Origin of the sequence: Denitrobacterium detoxificans, from assembly GCF_015062615.1 — a bacterium.
In the GTDB taxonomy this organism is placed as follows: Bacteria; Actinomycetota; Coriobacteriia; order Coriobacteriales; family Eggerthellaceae; genus Denitrobacterium; species Denitrobacterium detoxificans_A.
Genome location: NZ_SUUH01000002.1, coordinates 321,083 through 338,164, shown reverse-complemented (window position 1 = coordinate 338,164; position 17,082 = coordinate 321,083). Strand labels below are relative to the sequence as shown.

The 17,082-nt window shown below is 59.9% G+C and carries 15 protein-coding genes and 1 tRNA gene; 2 read left to right on the top strand and 14 right to left on the bottom strand.

The genetic code is table 11. The features are described 5' to 3' along the window. Positions 1–4 precede the first annotated feature (4 nt). The gene (rsfS, locus tag E7002_RS04175) at positions 5–418 is read left to right on the top strand and encodes a ribosome silencing factor (RefSeq protein ID WP_066662932.1); all 414 of its coding nucleotides are present in this window, start codon (positions 5–7) and stop codon (positions 416–418) included. 83 nt (positions 419–501) lie between these two features. Here rsfS and yqeK read toward each other — a convergent pair whose 3' ends face one another. The 7 genes from yqeK to rplU form a co-directional block, all read right to left on the bottom strand. After that, a complete protein-coding gene (gene yqeK, locus E7002_RS04170; RefSeq protein ID WP_303727615.1) occupies positions 502–1,296 on the bottom strand; it encodes a bis(5'-nucleosyl)-tetraphosphatase (symmetrical) YqeK in 795 nt (264 codons plus the stop codon). Positions 1,297–1,300: 4 nt separating this feature from the next. Continuing rightward, positions 1,301–1,987, bottom strand: coding sequence for a nicotinate-nucleotide adenylyltransferase (nadD, locus tag E7002_RS04165; RefSeq protein WP_369692492.1), 687 nt, complete (start codon positions 1,985–1,987; stop codon positions 1,301–1,303). Further along, positions 1,987–3,258, bottom strand: a complete 1,272-nt coding sequence (locus tag E7002_RS04160) for a glutamate-5-semialdehyde dehydrogenase (protein ID WP_303727614.1) — start codon at positions 3,256–3,258, stop codon at positions 1,987–1,989. The genes nadD and E7002_RS04160 overlap by 1 nt, the downstream gene beginning before the upstream one ends. Further along, on the bottom strand, positions 3,255–4,382 hold the full coding sequence (gene proB / locus E7002_RS04155) for a glutamate 5-kinase (RefSeq protein WP_303727613.1): 1,128 nt from the start codon (positions 4,380–4,382) through the stop codon (positions 3,255–3,257). Before proB ends, E7002_RS04160 begins: the two co-directional genes overlap by 4 nt. Further along, a complete protein-coding gene (gene obgE, locus E7002_RS04150) occupies positions 4,382–5,776 on the bottom strand; it encodes a GTPase ObgE (protein WP_303727612.1) in 1,395 nt (464 codons plus the stop codon). The genes proB and obgE overlap by 1 nt, the downstream gene beginning before the upstream one ends. A 105-nt stretch (positions 5,777–5,881) precedes the next feature. Further along, positions 5,882–6,133 carry a 50S ribosomal protein L27 gene (rpmA, locus tag E7002_RS04145; protein ID WP_066662942.1) on the bottom strand — a complete coding sequence of 84 codons (252 nt, stop codon included), beginning with the start codon at positions 6,131–6,133 and terminating at the stop codon, positions 5,882–5,884. Between the two features lie 21 nt (positions 6,134–6,154). Beyond that, a complete protein-coding gene (rplU, locus tag E7002_RS04140) occupies positions 6,155–6,535 on the bottom strand; it encodes a 50S ribosomal protein L21 (protein ID WP_066662944.1) in 381 nt (126 codons plus the stop codon). Between the two features lie 266 nt (positions 6,536–6,801). Between rplU and E7002_RS04135 the strand changes: the two genes are divergently transcribed. Further along, positions 6,802–7,647, top strand: a complete 846-nt coding sequence (locus E7002_RS04135) for a hypothetical protein (protein ID WP_303727611.1) — start codon at positions 6,802–6,804, stop codon at positions 7,645–7,647. Positions 7,648–7,740: 93 nt separating this feature from the next. Here E7002_RS04135 and thrS read toward each other — a convergent pair whose 3' ends face one another. From thrS to E7002_RS04100, 7 genes are all read right to left on the bottom strand, one after another. Then, on the bottom strand, positions 7,741–9,657 hold the full coding sequence (gene thrS, locus E7002_RS04130; RefSeq protein WP_303727610.1) for a threonine--tRNA ligase: 1,917 nt from the start codon (positions 9,655–9,657) through the stop codon (positions 7,741–7,743). A gap of 98 nt (positions 9,658–9,755) precedes the next feature. Continuing rightward, entirely contained in the window at positions 9,756–10,274 is a 519-nt protein-coding gene (locus tag E7002_RS04125; protein ID WP_082867905.1) for a zinc ribbon domain-containing protein, read from the bottom strand. 77 nt (positions 10,275–10,351) lie between these two features. Next, positions 10,352–13,018 carry a valine--tRNA ligase gene (locus E7002_RS04120; protein WP_303727609.1) on the bottom strand — a complete coding sequence of 889 codons (2,667 nt, stop codon included), beginning with the start codon at positions 13,016–13,018 and terminating at the stop codon, positions 10,352–10,354. A gap of 74 nt (positions 13,019–13,092) precedes the next feature. Continuing rightward, on the bottom strand, positions 13,093–14,436 hold the full coding sequence (clpX, locus tag E7002_RS04115; protein ID WP_303727608.1) for an ATP-dependent Clp protease ATP-binding subunit ClpX: 1,344 nt from the start codon (positions 14,434–14,436) through the stop codon (positions 13,093–13,095). A gap of 37 nt (positions 14,437–14,473) precedes the next feature. Beyond that, a complete protein-coding gene (gene clpP, locus E7002_RS04110) occupies positions 14,474–15,094 on the bottom strand; it encodes an ATP-dependent Clp endopeptidase proteolytic subunit ClpP (RefSeq protein WP_303727607.1) in 621 nt (206 codons plus the stop codon). 144 nt (positions 15,095–15,238) lie between these two features. Further along, a complete protein-coding gene (tig, locus tag E7002_RS04105) occupies positions 15,239–16,798 on the bottom strand; it encodes a trigger factor (protein ID WP_303727606.1) in 1,560 nt (519 codons plus the stop codon). A gap of 85 nt (positions 16,799–16,883) precedes the next feature. Further along, positions 16,884–16,968: transfer RNA gene (locus tag E7002_RS04100), tRNA-Leu, on the bottom strand. Positions 16,969–17,082 lie beyond the last annotated feature (114 nt).

The following is a 17,082-nucleotide window of genomic DNA, read 5'->3' as shown; positions in this document are numbered from 1 at the left end:
AACAATGACTGATTACAACGTACGTGAAGCCGCGCTGGTAGCGGCCAAGGCAGCCGACGAGAAGAAGGCCACCGACATCATGGTTCAGGAAGTGGGCGAACTCTCTTCCGTAGCCGACTACTTCGTCATCGCCACGGCGGCGAACAACCGCCAGGTCGACGCCATCATCGACGCCATCGAAGAAGACTGCCGCGAGAAGATCGGCGTGAAGCCCATCCACCGCGAGGGCATCGAAGCCGGCACGTGGGCCCTGCTCGACTACGGCGATTTCGTGGTACACGTGTTCCAGCCCGAAGCGCGCGATTTCTATCGCCTGGAAACGCTCTGGAACGACGCACCCGTCATCGACCTGGCCGAAGCCGGCATCACCGACGCCGAGTACTCCGACCGCATCGCGAAGCTCATGGGTCGCGAATAGCGCAAGCGAACATCGCACGAATAGCAACGGGGTGGCCGAATCGATCGGCCACCCCGTTTCGTTTGCGTATGATTCCCGCGCGCCTAGAACTTCATGGTGCGCACGAAGCCGTACTTCCACATGAGGGAATTCCAGATGTCCACCGTTTCCGGATAGAGCTGGCGGTCGCGGCTGACCAGGAACGTGAAGGTGTACTTGAACGCGTCGAAGTAGAGCTGTTCCAGCGGAACCTTCCCCACTTCCTTGCGCAGGCGCTTGATGCCCTTCATGTCGCCGAACGTGCGATTGGGCTCGATGATATCGGCCACGTAGATGATGCAATCGAGCGGCGACATCTCGGCAGCGCCCGAGGTATGGCGCGCGATTGCCTGAAAGACTTCCTCGCCGAATTCGGGGTATTCCAGACGCAGGGCCGCAGCGGCCGTGGGGCCATGCAGCAGCCAGGGCATGTTTTCCGAGATCTGGGGGTCGAGGTCGACGCCCAGGGTTTGGGCGCGCTCGCGAATCTCGTACACGCCCAGGCCCTTGTCCCAGTCGTGCAGGATGCCCGCCATGCGAGCAACCTTCGGGTTATAGCCATACAGCTTGGCGAGCTTCTTGGCCGTCTTGGCCACGCCAACCGAGTGCTTGTAGCGCTTCTTGCCCACGCGGGCAGCCAGAAGCACCTTCATGCGCTTGTAGTTCTTCTTGCCGAAGACCTTCTTCGACGCGGGCTGATACGGCAGGTCGCCACCGGAAAGCTCGATGAGCTTCTCACGCGTGAGCTCTTGGCGCTTGGCGGCCTTCCTCGCCTTCTTGTTCTTCTTTTTCGCTAGCTGCTTCTTCTCGAGCTTTTCGAGCTCCTTCTGCAGCTGCTTCTTGCTCTTCTTCTTGCCCATACGTCTATTCCCCCAATCCAGACGCGCGGTACAAGCCGCGATCCTGAATGTATTGCCAAACACCCTGCGGGCAAAGATAGCGGATCGACTTGCCCTGGCCTACCCATTCGCGCAGCATGCTCGACGAAACCGACAACGCGGTCATCTCTAGATAGCTTACGTCAAAACACCCATGCTCGGCTAGGGTTCTTCTATATTCGTCGGACATTACGAATCCTGGTCGCGTGGCGGCGATAAGATGCGCAAGCTTCGAAAGGCCCTGAGAATTGCGCCAGCTGACAATGGAAAGCATGGCGTCGGCGCCCGTGATGAAGTAGAGCTCGACGTTTTCCGGATAGTAATCGCGTAGCTGGTGAAGCGTGTCGATGGTATACGTATCGCCACCGCGTTCGATTTCGATGGGGCTCACGTCGAAGGCGGGATTGTCGGCACAAGCCAAGCGGCACATTTCCAAGCGGTCGGCCGCGCAGGTGACCTTCTGGTGCTTCTTGAACACGGGCTGACCCGCTGGAATGAAGAGCACGGCATCTAGATCGAACGCATCGCGCGCCTGTTCGGCGCACGCCAAATGGCCAATGTGAATGGGATCGAACGTACCGCCCATGATGCCCAGGCGATACGTGCGGCTAGCGTCCGCAGAGCCATCGGGGGCAAGACCCAAACGGTCGAAGTTGTCGCTAATAACGCTCACTAGCTTCTCACCTGGCCGGAGCCACGAAGCAGGTATTTGTACGTGGTAAGCGCCGCAAGCGCGAAGGGCCCGCGGGTGTGAAGCTTCTGGGTGGAGATGCCAATTTCGGCACCCAGGCCGAATTCGCCACCATCGGTGAAGCGCGTGGATGCGTTCCAGTACACGGCAGCCGCGTCGATGCTTGCCAGAAATTCCTCGGCAGCAGCTTCATCTTCCGTGACGATGCATTCGGAATGACGCGTGCCAAAGCGATTCACATGCTCGATGGCGGCATCCAGGCCGCTCATGCAACGCACGGCAATGTCGAGGTTCAAGTACTCGGTGGCCCAGTCCTCTTCCGTAGCGGGAACGAGCTGCATGGAAACGCCCTGCTCGATGAGCTGCTGGGCGATGGCATACGCATGCTCGTCGGCGTGTATAACCACGTCACGCGATGCAAGTTCGGGCAGGATAACGGGAAGCACCTGCTCGGCAATGGAATCATCGACAAGCAGCGATTCGATGGCGTTGCATACGCCCGGGCGCTGCGTCTTCGCGTTTACCACGATATCGCGCGCCATCTCGACGTTGGCCGGTTCATGCACGTACACGTGGCAGTTGCCCACGCCCGTTTCGATGACGGGCACCGTGGCGTTCTGCACGCAATGCCGAATGAGGCCGGCGCCACCTCGCGGAATGAGCACGTCGACGATGCCGCGCATCTGCAGCAGTTCGTCGGTAGCAGCGCGGTCCTTCGTTTCCACCGCGCAGATGCAGTTGATGGGCATGCCAGCAGAAACCGCGGCATCATGCAGCAAGTGAGCAAGATACACGTTCGAATTGAACGCAATGCTGCCACCACGAAGAACGCAGGCATTACCCGTCTTCACGCAGATGCCAGCGGCGTCGGCGGTAACGTTGGGGCGCGCCTCGTACACCATGGCAACCACGCCCATGGAAACGCTCACGCGCGTGAGGTTCACGCCCGAAGCAAGGGTGCGCTCCTGCTGCACCTGGCCCAAGGGGTCGGGAAGCTCGGCAAGCGATTCAAGGCCGCATGCCATGCCCTCGATGCGCTCGGCCGTAAGCTGCAAGCGATCGAGCAGCGGCTCGGCCGTACCCGCCTCGCGGGCAGCCTGCATGTCAAGCTCGTTCGCCTGCACGATGTCGGCCACATGCTCGCGCAGCGCCTGCGCCATGGCATGCAACGCACCATTACGCACGCTAAGCGACGCCTTTCCGCAGGCAACGCTGGCCTTCTTCGCAGCTAGGGCAACTTCCTTCACGCTCATTCAAACACCACCAATTCATCTCGATGGACTATAGGAGACTCCGCCAAAGGCGCCAGCAGGCGATTTGCCGCCATCTGCGCCTGGCTATACCCACGCGCGAGCAGGATTTCGTCGCTGGAAGCGGAAACCTTGCCACGGGCAAACAGATGCCCGCGCGCGTCTTCGATATTCACGATATCGCCCGCATCGAACGTGCCCGTAACGTTGGTTACGCCCACGCACAAAAGCGAGCTGCCCTTTCCCACGAGGGCATCACGCGCGCCGTCGTCAACGACGATCGAGCCCTTCGCGGAATCGCCCAGGGCAATCCAGAGCTTGTAGTTCGTTATTTCATGCGGCACACGACGCGCTTCGAAGCACGTGCCCACCGATTCGCCCTGCACCAAGCGCTCGAGCGCATGGGGTTCGTGACCATTGCACACCACGAGCGGAATGCCGGCGATCATGAGCACGCGTGCGGCGCGAATCTTCGTGACCATGCCGCCACTGCCCACCGAAGAGCCAACGCCCCCGGCAGAAGCCATGATTTCGGGCGTGATGAAATCGACGCGGTCGAGCTTGCGCGCATGGGCATCTTCGCGCGGATTAGCCGTGTACAGGCCGTCGATGTCGGAGAAGATGACGCACATGTCGGCCTTGATAAGGCACGCCACAAGCGCAGCCAGCGTATCGTTGTCGCCGAAGCGGATTTCCTCGACCGAAGTCGTGTCGTTCTCGTTCACCACGGGAACGACGTCGTATTCCAGAAGCGCGCGCAGCGTTTCACGCGCATGCACGTAGGCATGGCGACTGGCCGTGTCGTGGCGCGTAAGCAACACGAGCGAGGTGACCACGTCGTGCGCGCCAAAGACCTCGCTATACGCGCTTGCCAAAGCACCCTGCCCCACCGACGCGGCAGCCTGCAGGCTGGGCATGTCGCTGGGACGCGCATCGAGCCCCAGCACCTGCACGCCACAGGCAATGGCCGCAGAGGAGACGATGATGGGTTTCCAGCCCGCCTTGCGTAGGGAGACAACCTGTTCGGCCAAGGCCTCCAGGTACCCCCTATCGAGGGCGCCGTCTTCCCCCACCAACGTGGACGAGCCGATCTTTACGACGATGACCTTGCTGCGCGCGTGCTTCACTAGATGTCCAATCCTGCGTAGATGTCTTCGTGCATACGGGACGATTCGAATTCGAACGAACGGCCCACGATGCGGATTTCGTCGCCATCACGCGCACCTGCCGCTTCCAGGGCGGCATCGATGCCCAGGCGCTTGAAACGATGCTGCAAGAAGGCGATGGCTTCTTCGTTTTCCCAGTCGCACTGCACGACCATGCGCTCCACCTGGGTGCCCACCACGCGGTAGACGTCGGAGGAGAGCTTGACGACCTCGAACTTCTGCTCGCGTGCCTGGCGCTTGCGCTCCCACACGTGATCGTAATGGGGCTCGGCTTCCTGGGCTACACGAGCTGCTTCGCGGATCTCGTGTACGCGCGTACCGATGGCAGCAGCAAGAGCGTCGAGCCCCTTGCCGGTAACGGCGCTGGTGAGGTACAGCTTCGGGTCGATGGGGCTTTCGGCAAACTCGTTGCCGCCCGCAGCAGCCAGCGAGTCGGCCTTCACGGCCTCGCGCAGGCGTTCAAGATTGTCCTCGAACCCAGGCATGTCGACCTTGTTCGCCACCACGATACGAGGACGTGCGGCGAACTCGTCGGAATACAGTTCCAGCTCGCGGTTGATGATGCGGTAGTCTTCCACGGGGTCGCGGCCCTCGAAGCCGCCCGTGATATCGACCACGTGCACGATGATGGCCGTGCGCTCCACATGGCGCAGGAACTCGTGACCCAGGCCCTTGCCCTCGTGAGCGCCCTCGATGAGGCCAGGAACGTCGGCAATGACGTAGTCGTAGTCGTCGCTGCGCACGACGCCCAGGTTGGGCTGCAGCGTGGTGAACGGGTAATCGGCGATCTTGGGCTTCGCAGCACTCACGCGCGAGATGATGGAGCTCTTGCCCGCACTGGGCACGCCCACCAAGGCGGCGTCGGCCATGAGCTTCATTTCCAGCTCGATCCAGCCTTCGTGGGCAGGTTCGCCCAGTTCGGCGAAGGCAGGAGCACGACGCGTGGAGGTAACGAAGTGGATGTTGCCACGGCCACCTACGCCACCCTGGGCCACCACGACGGCATCGCCATCGTGCGTAAGGTCGGCGATGGTCTCGCCCACTTCCTTCGTTTCCTCGTCGTATTCGCGCACGATGGTGCCCATGGGAACCTTCAGGATAAGGTCGTCGCCATTGGCGCCGTGCATGCGGCTACCCTTGCCATGCGTACCGCGCTGCGCCTTGAAATGGTGCTTAAAGCGATAGTCGATGAGGGAGGAAACGCTGCCGTCAGCCTGGATGACCACGTTGCCACCATGGCCGCCGTCGCCACCGTCGGGGCCGCCCTTGGGAACATGGGCCTCGCGGCGGAAGCTCATGCAGCCAGCGCCGCCGTCGCCACCCTTCACGTGAATATGCACTTTGTCTATGAACATAGTCGTTTCGCCTGTCTATCGGGCTTTACGGTTGTAAGCCATTCTAATGCAAAAGGGGCTCCCCATATTCTGGGGAGCCCCGACACTACAGATTATGCGTGCGATTTACGCCTGCGGACGGACGTGAACCTTGCGCTTGATACCCTTCGTGTACTCGACAACGCCGTCGCACAGAGCGAACAGGGTGTCGTCCTTGCCACGGCCGACGTTCTCGCCGGGGTGGAAGTGGGTGCCGTGCTGGCGGACCAGAATGTTGCCGGTGATTACCTGCTCGCCAGCGAACTTCTTGCAGCCCAGACGCTGTGCGCGGGAATCGCGACCATTGCGAGTGGAACCGAGGCCTTTCTTATGTGCCATCTTACTTCAACTCCCTCGTTACTACTCAGCGTCTGCCGCGGCCTTTTCAGCCTTCTTGGCAGCAGCCTTCTTGGTGGATTTCTTGGCAGCCTTTTCGCTACCGATGGATTCGATCTGCACGCGAACCAGGTTCTGGCGATGACCACGAAGCTTCTTGTAGTTCTTGCGCTTCTTGAACTTGAAGACGAGCTGCTTCTTGCCCTTGAACTGCTCGAGAACAACAGCGGTAACCTTGGTGGAACCGGCCTTTGCGGAAACGGGCTCGACCTTATCGCCATCGACAATGCAAATGGCCTGGAGCTCTACCTTGCTGCCAGCCTCGGCATCAAGCTTTTCGACTTCGATGATGTCACCAGGGGCAACCTTGTACTGCTTGCCGCCAGTCTTAACGATTGCGTACATGTATATTTCTCCTTGAAAGTGTCAAAACGCAAGGCGTTAGTTTATCGGCGCAAAAACCGATAGTCAACGTCTTATTCAAGAAAATCCTGCACCTGCGCATAATACGCACACGTGTGCGAGAGTGCGCGGATGGCTGCCCATGCGGTTGCGTGGAGGCCGCAAAAGCAACCTATTCATCATACTTCCCTGCCCTGCGAAGAACAATGGGAATGGAAACATATCCCACTTTCCCATACAATCTAAATAGTTGGATAAAGGGGGCCATCATGAATAGGGTCGTTCAGATAGCAGCATCCGGAATCATCGCAACTATGCTCGCCGTGGGCATCACGGCATGTGGCGGAAAGCAGGAAGCCGATTCCTCGGCCAACACGCAAACCGACACGAGCGCGCTATCGCAAGATGGCAACACGCAAACCAAGGCATCCAGCATCACCGACGGGCCCACCGTGCGCGCAAAGATCGACGAAGCGCTGGCCACCAGCTACAAGAACGTCACGTGCGAATGCAGCACCGAAACCACCACCACGCTGGGGCAGCTGCAAAGCAACGGTTCATCGAAGACCCAGGTGAAGATAGACGCCACTTCGAACCCGCATCGCTACTACACCTCCTACGACGTGCCCGGCGAAGACGGCCAGCCCATCCCGCTCGAAGTGTACATCCAGGGCGATGACGCGGTGGTCATCCAAGGCGAAGACTCCATCGGCGTAAACGTTGCCGGCAACAGCATGCAGGCCCTCGTAACGCGCCCGGGCCTGTACCTCGACGCAACCTGGGTCGACGCCCTGCTCGACCACGCCCAAAGCTGGCAGATGGAAGTAAAGGACAACGAGACGAAAGCCGCCGCCATGATCGAGCCCCAGGCCGTCGTCGACCTGGGCCTCTTCGATACGAGCACCTGGCCTCTCAATGCCGAGGCGCAGCTCGCCGCCCTATCGTTCACCATCGACGAGAACAACCGCATCACGAACGCCACCATTTCGGTGGGCGTTACCGGCAGCGGCGCGCAGATGATCTTGAACCTGGTGAACACCTACAAGGACTACGATACCACCGACCTTGCGCCCACGCCCGAGCCCAAGTACCTCGCCGAACTACCCGAGGAATAGCCCCACCGCTTACACGCATCGGGCTTTACCCAGAACAAATAAGGGGAGCGACCGCCTGGCCGCTCCCCTTTCGATATTTATAACGCGATGCACTTAGAGAATGCGCGCACCTTCGATAATGGACACGAATTCGTCGACGGACATAGAGCCCTTGTCGCCCTCTTCGCGCGTGCGCACGGAAACCGTGTTCTCTTCCACTTCCTTGTCGCCCACGACGAGCATGAACGGAACCTTCTGAGCCTGAGCCTTGGCGATCTTCACGCGCATAGGCTCGTTCTGCTGATACACGCTCACGCGGCCGTCCACCTGCTGGAGCTTGCGGGCGATTTCGTTCGCAGCTTCCAGATGACGGTCGGCGATGGGGATGATGACGACCTGCGTGGGAGCCAGCCACAGGGGCAGGTTGCCCGTGGTGTGCTCGATGAGGATGCCCAGGAAGCGCTCGATGGAGCCGAACAGCGCACGATGGAGCATCCAGGGACGCTCTTCAGAATTGTCGGCCGTGCGGTAGCTGATGTCAAAGCGCTCGGGCAGGTTGAAGTCGACCTGCACCGTGGAGCACTGCCACCAGCGGCCGATGGCGTCCTTCACCTTGATGTCGATCTTCGGGCCGTAGAACGCGCCGTCGCCCGGGTTGATCTCGTACGGGATGCCGCGGCGCTCAATGGCCTGACGCAGGAAGCTTTCGGCCTTCTCCCACATGTCATCGGTGCCGATGGACTTTTCGGGACGCGTGGAGATTTCGGCCGTGTACTCGAAGCCGAACTCGCCCATGATGTTGTCGGCCAAATCGAGGATGGCGCAAACTTCGTCGACTACCTGGTCTTCACGGCAGAACACATGCGCGTCGTCCTGCGTGAAGCCACGCGCACGCATGAGGCCATGCACGGCACCGGACAGCTCGTGACGATACACCGTGCCGAACTCGAAGAAGCGGATGGGCATCTCGCGATACGAGTGGATGGCGTTCTTGTACAGCATGACGTGACCCGGGCAGTTCATGGGCTTCACGCCATATTCGCTGTAGCGGGGCTCTTCCTCGTCACCTTCGTTGATCTGGAAGAAGTACATATTGTCGTGGTAGTAGCCGTAATGACCGCTCGTCTTCCAGACATCGGCCTTGTAGATGTGCGGCGTGATGACCTCTTCGTAGCCACGACGATACAGCTCGCGACGCAGCCATTCCTGCAGCAGACGAATGACGCGCGCGCCAGCAGGCAGGTACATGGGCAGGCCCACGCCCGCCATGTCGTCCATCATGTAGATGCCAAGCTCGCGGCCCAGCTTGCGGTGGTCGCGCTTTTCGGCCTCTTCCAGGTTCGTGAGGTACTCGGACAGTTCCTTCTTCTTGAAGAAGGCCGTGCCGTACACGCGCTGGAGCTGCTCGTTGTTGGCGTCGCCCTTCCAGTAGGCGCCTGCGACCTTCATGAGCTTGAAGGCGCCGATAACGCCTGCGCTGGGGATATGCGGACCGCTGCAAAGGTCGACGAAGCTGCCGTGGCGGTAGATGCTAATCTCTTCGCCTTCGGGCAGGTCGTCGATGTGCTCGGCCTTGAACTTCTGGTTGGCGAAGATTTCCTTGGCCTGCTCGCGCGAGACCACTTCGCGCACGAAGGGTTCGTCGGCGGCAATGATTTCCGCCATCTTGGCTTCGATCTTCTGGAAATCGTCGGAGGAGATGGAATCGCTCAGACCGAAATCGTAGAAGAAGCCATCGGCCGTTTCGGGGCCGAATGCAATCTGGGCGCCCGGATAGAGCTCCTGCACGGCTTCCGCCATGATGTGCGCGCACGAATGGCGCAGAATGCCGAGTGCCTCGGGAGACTTCGCGGTGATGATTTCCACCTTGGCATCAGCGACAACCTGCGTGTTCAGGTCGACAAGATCGCCATTGATCTTGCCTGCGATGGCCGCCTTCGCCAAGCCGGCGCCAATGGATGCCGCTACATCGGCAACCGTGGCCCCTTCCTGGACTTCCTTGACCGTTCCGTCGGGTAGTACGATGTTCATAAAACTTTCCTTTCGCCGGACGTAGACAAAACGTCTGCAAATACAAGAGCGCCCTGCAACATACGCAGGACGCCCCATTTACACTATGATATGCGGAATTAACCGCGAGCCTGCGTGGGATTGTGAGGACGCCCCTGAGAAGGCGCACCAGTAGTTCGACGCGCGCCCTGAGGACGGCGACGAGGCTGCTGACCCACCGGCTTTGCGCAATACGGGCACACCGACCACGAAGGGTCGAGGGCATGACCGCAGTTGGTGCACAGGTTCTTCAGGCGCTGGTGGCAGTTCGGGCAGATGACGTAATCGGCTTCCACGGGATAGCCGCAGCTAGCACATTCGCCGTACTTCATGAGCTCGCGCTGCTTGAGCGCAATTTCCAATTCCTGTTCCGAGCGGTCGACGTCGAGCAACGACGGACGCAGGAGCACATATGCCAGAACGCCCAAGCCGGGAACCAGGGCAACGATGGCCCAGATCCACCAGACGGCGCCACGCTGATACGCGTCGCGGGCAACCCATACGACAACCAAAACGTACAGGATGACGAGCATGGCGATGATAACCATGAACACGCCCTGCACCTGCGGCGTTATGAACTGTGATAGCAATTCCTGCATAAACGTTTCCTTGCGTATAAACGATTGCACAACGGCGGCCCGCAAGCCAACCGTTGTGCAATTATAGCAAACGGATCCTAGTTGAGTTCCGCAATCTGGCTTTCTACACGTTTCAACTGGTCGGACAAATCGGCGTGCTTAGCGCGGTCCTTTTCGATGACCTCCGGGGCCGCCTTCGCCAAGAAGCCGGGGTTCGAAAGCTTGCGCCCGAACTTCTCGATGTCCTTCTGGAGCGAGGCACGCTGCTTTTCCAGGCGCGCGCGTTCCGCTTCGAAGTCCACATGGCCGGAAAGCACGGTGTATACTTCCAGGCCCGTGCCCAGCGTGACGCTGGACTCGGCGGGCTTTTCGGCGTCGCAGCCAACCTGCAGCGACTCGATGTTGCCCATGCCGCAGATGAGCTGTTCCTGCTCGGAGAGCAGCGCGGCGTCGGAGGCGGCTTCCACCTTCACGGTAACGGAAAGCGCCTGCTTGGGCGAAATGCCATAGCGAGAACGCGTAGCGCGCACGGCGGAAACCACGTCGCACACCATGATCATGGCACGCTCGGCCTGCTCGTCGCGGTACTTGGCCAGGCTTTCAGCCTCGGGCCAAGCGCAGGCGATCAGGTACGGGTCCTCGCCTTCCACCGGCAGATCCTGGAAGATCTCTTCCGTGATGAACGGCATGATGGGATGCAGCAGACGAAGCGCCGTGTCGAGCACGAACACCAGGTTGCGCTGGCATGCCAGGCGGTCGGCCGCATCGGAGCCGGAAAGGCGGCTCTTCGAGAACTCGATGTACCAATCGCAGAACTCATTCCAGAAGAACGCATACAGCTCGCGGGTGACGTCGCTGAACTCGTAGGCATCGAACGACTCGTCGACACGGGCCACCAGGCGGGCCAAACGGCTGAAGATCCAGCGGTCGGCCGGCGTAGAGACTTCCGGTTCGCCGGGCTCGAAGCCCTCGAGGTTCATCATGACGAAGCGCGCTGCGTTGCGAATCTTGTTCGAGAAGTTACGGCTGTTTTCCAGCTTGCTCTCGTTGAACTTCAGGTCCTGAGCGCCCGTAACCTGCATGAGCAGGCCAAAGCGCATGCCGTCGGCACCATAGTCTTCCATGAGCTTCAGCGGGTCGACGCCATTGCCGCGGCTCTTGCTCATCGGCTTGCCATCGGAGCCCATGACGGTGGGATAGATGATGACGTTCTCGAACGGAATGGTGCCCATGCAGTATTCGCTGGCCATGACCATGCGGGCAACCCACAGGCCCATGATGTCACGCGCCGTGGCGAGCACCTGTGTGGGGTACGCCTTCTTCAGCTCGGGAGCCTGCGTGCCTTCGCGCGTCCAACCCATGGTGGCAAAGGGCCACAGCTGGCTGGAGAACCAAGTGTCGAGCACGTCTTCGTCTTGGCGAACGGCAGCGCCGCACTTGGGGCACGTGTGGATGTCTTCCACGCTGGCGTCTTCCCAACCGCACTCGTCGCAGTAGAACATGGGAATGCGGTGACCCCACCACAGCTGGCGGGAAATGCACCAGTCCTTCAGGTTCTCGAGCCAATCGAGGTAGACCTGGCTCCAACGCGCGGGATGGAACGTGATCTCGCCCGATTCCACGGCCTTTGCGGCAGGCCCCTTCAGGCGGTCGACGGACACGAACCACTGCTCGGACAGCCAGGGCTCGAGCTTCGTATGGCAGCGATAGCACGTCATGACGGAATGGTCGTGGTCTTCCACATGGTCGAGCAGGCCATGCTCCTCGAACCAGGCAACCACGGCTTCGCGTGCTTCGTCGCGCGACATGCCGCTGAACTCGCCGTAGCCTTCCACTACATGGGCGGTTTCATCGAAGATATTGATCTTCGGCAGGTCGTGGCGCTCGCCCATGGCCCAGTCGTTCGGGTCGTGAGCAGGCGTGACCTTCACGAAGCCGCTGCCGAAATCGGCATCGACGTAGTAGTCGCTGAAGATGGGAATCTCGCGGTCGACGATGGGCAGCTTCACCTTGGCGCCCACGAACTTCTGCTTGTCGGGGTCCTTCGGGGAAACCGCAACGCCCGTGTCGCCGAGCATGGTTTCCGGACGCGTGGTGGCCACGATGATGTAGTCGAGACCGTCGATGGGCTCGACCAGCGGGTAGCGCAGATGCCACAGATGACCGGGCTCGTCTACGTATTCGGCCTCGTCATCGGCGATGGCCGTGGTGCAATGCGGGCACCAGTTCACGATGCGCTTGCCGCGATAGATAAGGTCGTCGTGATACCACTCCACGAACAGACGACGCACCGCGTCGATGTAATCGGGATCGAGCGTGAAGTGCTCGTCGGAATAATCGCAGCTGCAGCCCATGCCCTTGATCTGCTCGACGATGGTGGTGCCGTAATGGGCACGCCAGTCGTAGCAGGCCTCGATGAACTTCTCGCGGCCAATTTCCAGGCGGCTAATGCCCTCTTCGGCCAGCTTCTTGTCGACCTTCGTCTGCGTGGCGATGCCAGCATGGTCGGTACCCAGGACCCAGCGCGTCTGATAGCCCTGCATGCGGGCACGACGGATGCAGGCGTCCTGAATGGTGTCGTCGAGCGCATGACCCATGTGCAGCATGCCGGTGATGTTGGGAGGCGGAATAACCACGGTGTAGCAATCGTTCTGATGCTTGCCAAAACCAGGCGTGCGCTGGAAGTAGCCACCCTCGTTCCATGCCTTGAACAGGGGCGCTTCGTGCGCCGCGAAATCGAAGTCGATTTTCTTCTTATCGGCCATTGCCGCTTCTACCTTTCATCCGTACACAACACGACCTTCGCATGCACGCAAGCGAACATGCGAAGGTCGGAAAACTATGCGCTTACCGCTTCACCCGACGCGATGACATTGGCGCGGGGCTTGATTTCGGGCTTGGTTTCGCCCGTAACGTCGCTTGCACGTACGACAACCGTAGTTGCTTCGGTGAACTCGGGCAAGTCGTACATGATATCCATCAGGATATTCTCGCAAATGGAACGCAGGCCACGGGCACCGGTATTGTGCTCGAGCGCCTTGCGCGCGATGGCCAGCAGGGCATCCTGCTCGAAGATGAGCTCGCTGTTCTCGAACTCGAACATGCGGTGGTACTGCTTGACCAGCGCATTGCGAGGCTCGGTGAGAATGCGAACCAGGTCGGCTTCCGAAAGCTCCTTCAGGTTCGTGATAACCGGGATGCGGCCCACGAATTCGGGAATCATGCCGAACTTGTTCAGGTCTTCGGGGAGCACCTGCGCCAACAGCTCGGCGTCTTCGTGCTTCTTGCTTTCGGGCAGTTCAGCATTGAAGCCAATGCCGCTCTTGCCCACGCGCTCGGCGATGATGTCGGAAAGACCCACGAAGGCACCACCCAGAATGAACAGGATGTTCGTGGTGTCGATGTGGATGAGCTCCTGCTGGGGGTGCTTGCGGCCGCCCTGCGGGGGCACACTGGCCTCGCAGCCTTCCACGATCTTCAGGAGCGCCTGTTGCACGCCCTCGCCCGACACGTCGCGCGTAATCGACAGGTTTTCCGCCTTGCGGGCAATCTTGTCGACCTCGTCGATGTAGACGATGCCGATTTCCGCGCGGGGAATGTCGAAGTCGGCGGCCGTGATGAGCTTGAGCAGGATGTTCTCGACGTCTTCGCCCACGTAGCCCGCTTCGGTGAGCGTGGTGGCGTCGGCGATGGCGAACGGAACGCGCAGCGTGCGCGCAAGCGTTTGCGCCAGAAGCGTCTTACCGCTGCCCGTGGGGCCCAGGAGCATGATGTTGCTCTTGGCAAGTTCGACGTCGTCGTCGGAGGCATCGGCATCGAGGCTGATGCGCTTGTAGTGGTTGTACACGGCCACGGAAAGGGCGCGCTTGGCTTCTTCCTGGCCCACCACGAAATCACTGAGGCGATCGTAGAGCTCGTGCGGCGTGGGCAGGTTCTCCAAAACGTCGGCAGGAGCCGGCTCGCTGGACTCGTAGGACGCGGCGAGCTCGGGGTTCTCGTACGCATCGTGGGTGTTCATGCCCATGTCGCGCATCATGGCCTCTGCGCATACGGAGATGCACTCGTCGCAGATGCAGATGCCATTGGGGCCGCTGATCATGGAGTTGACCTGCTGCGGCGTTTTACCGCAGAAGGCGCACCTGATGTCTTCCTCGCGGGTTCCGTCGTTCCTGTTTTTCGTCATTGAATTCTATCCTGCCCTATGTTCCCTCTGGGATTGTCTATGCGTTCTGAGCGACGCGGGAAGAGACCACCTGGTCGATGAGACCGTATTCCATGGCTTCCGTAGCGCTCATGAAGTTATCACGCTCGGTGTCGCGCTGGATGGTTTCCAGGCTCTGGCCCGAGTTGTCGGCCAGGATCTGGTTCAAGCGCTCACGGATGTAGAGGATCTCCTTGGCCACGATGGCGATTTCGGTCTGCTGGCCCTGGGCACCGCCGGAAGGCTGATGAATCATAACGCGGCTGTTCGGCAGCGCATAGCGCTTACCCTTCTTGCCGCTGGACAGCAGCACGGCGGCCATGGAAGCGCACTGGCCAATGCAGATGGTGCTCACATCGCAACGGATGTAGTTCATGGTGTCCAGAATGGCCAGGCCAGCGGTAACGCTGCCTCCGGGGCTGTTGATGTACAGCGAGATGTCCTTTTCAGGATCGGCGGATTCCAGATGCAGCAGCTGAGCCACCACGGAATTCGCAACGTTATCGTCGATCGCCTCGCCCAGGAAAACGATGCGCTCGTTCAGCAGGCGGGAATAGATGTCGTAGCTGCGCTCGCCACGAGGCGACTGCTCGATGACATAAGGAATAAGCGCAGACTGCGGGGTAACAAATTCGTTCATAAACGACCTCTGTTCTTCCTTGACTCCTAATTGACTGCAGACATTATACGTAAGTGAAACGGGTTGACGACCCATGCCGCCAACCCGTTATCTTTACGCAATCGTGTTAATGCGACGTAACGTAACTACGGTTCCCCGTGCTGCTTATTCGGCAGCGAGAATAGCGTCGACCAGCTCGGCCTTCTTCAGACCCTTGACGTCGATGCCCATGCCCTCGGCCATTTCCTTCAGCTCGGCAACCTTCATCTTGTTGAGGGCCGTCTTGTTCGGCTTGTCGGAAGCAACAGCCTCAGCCTTGGGCTCTTCGGCGGTAGCCTTCTTCTCGGCCTTCTTTTCAGCCTTGGGGGCAGCCTTCTTCTCGGCCTCTTCCGCGGCAACGCTGTTCAGCTTCTCGCCCGGCTTGAGCTCTTCGACCTTCATGCCTTCGATGATGGCATCGAGAGCGCGGCTGCGGCGCATGCCCGCACGCAGGGAGGCGATGCGGCCAGCCTCGCGCCATTCGCGCTCGAGGGCAGCGGCGTCGTCGGAGCCAGCCTTTTCGAATTCAGCGGTGATTTCCTCGTCGGTGATTTCGATCTTGGCGTTGCGAGCCCAGGCGTCGAGAGCAAGATCCTGCTCGGTGACATCCTTGGCCTGACGCTTCAGGTCGTCCTTGAAGGTGTCGGGGGTCATGCCCATCTGAGCCAGGTAGGCGTCGAAGGTCATGCCGGACTGCTGAATCTGCATGAAGAAATTCTGCAGCAGGTTCTGCTCTTCCTGCTCGCACAGCGAGGCAGGAGCTTCGCCCTGCAGGCGCTCCTGGATGGCATACAGTGCTTCGTTCTCGCGCAGGCGAGGCATCATCTGGGACTTCTGATCCTTGATGCTATCGGCAACGCGGTTGCGCAGCTCTTCGACGCCACCTTCGAAGCCAGCCGTCTCGCGGGCCCACTCGTCGGTGATTTCGGGGAGGATGCGCTTCTTGACCTGGTTGACCGTAACCTCGAAGGCAACCTTGCCCTTGGTACCGGCAGCCATCATGGAAGGCTCGGCAGCCATGTCAATCTCGAAGGACTTGGAATCGCCCTTCTTCATGCCCACCAGTTCGGCGTCAAAGCTAGCGGGGAACAGGCCCTGACCAAGCTGGTACAGGCGAGATTCGCTTTCGAGCGACTCAATGGCGTTGTCCTCTTCGTCCTTGGCGGAAATGGCCAGCTCGGCGAAGCTCTCTTCCTTGAGCTTCGTGTTGGCGGCAGCATCTTCGAACGTGTAGTAGTAGTTGCGCAGCTCTTCGATCTGGTCGTCGATTTCGGCGTCGGTGGCTTCCTCGGAGGGGAGCTTCACGGAAATCTGATCGTAGCTGGAAAGCTCGAATTCAGGGCGGGTTTCCACGGTGACGGTGAAGCTGAAGGGCTTGCCGGCTTCGACCATGGCCTCGGCGTCCTCGAACTTGGGCTGGCTGATGGCGATAAGGTCTTCAGCATCCATAGCCTGGGGATACAGCGAGTTCAGCACATCGTCGGTGACGGTGGCCACCACGGCTTCCTTGCCCAGCACGTTGTCGATGACGGGACGGGGAGCCTTGCCCTTGCGGAACCCGGGGAAATTGTACTTGTACGCGAAGTCCTTGTACTGCTTCTTGATGCGCGCATCGACTTCCTTGGCGTCGATCGTGATCGTCAGCTTCTTCTGGTTGCCGTCCAGAGCCTGAACTTTGGTTTCCACTCGAAATCCTCCATCTGTTTTCTTTACCCAAAAATGCGCATAGGCGCATTTGTGTACGTTTGTGCAGCTAAACGCTTTAATGTGTTGGTGCGGGTGAAAGGACTTGAACCTTCACGAGTTTCCCCACCAGAACCTAAATCTGGCGCGTCTGCCAATTCCGCCACACCCGCGCGTATTCTGCCAACGCGCGTATACGATACCCGTCTTGGGGCGAAGGATACAAAAGATTGCAAAATAAACGCACGCGCCACACAAAATAGCGGGGTGGCCGAAGCATTTCGACC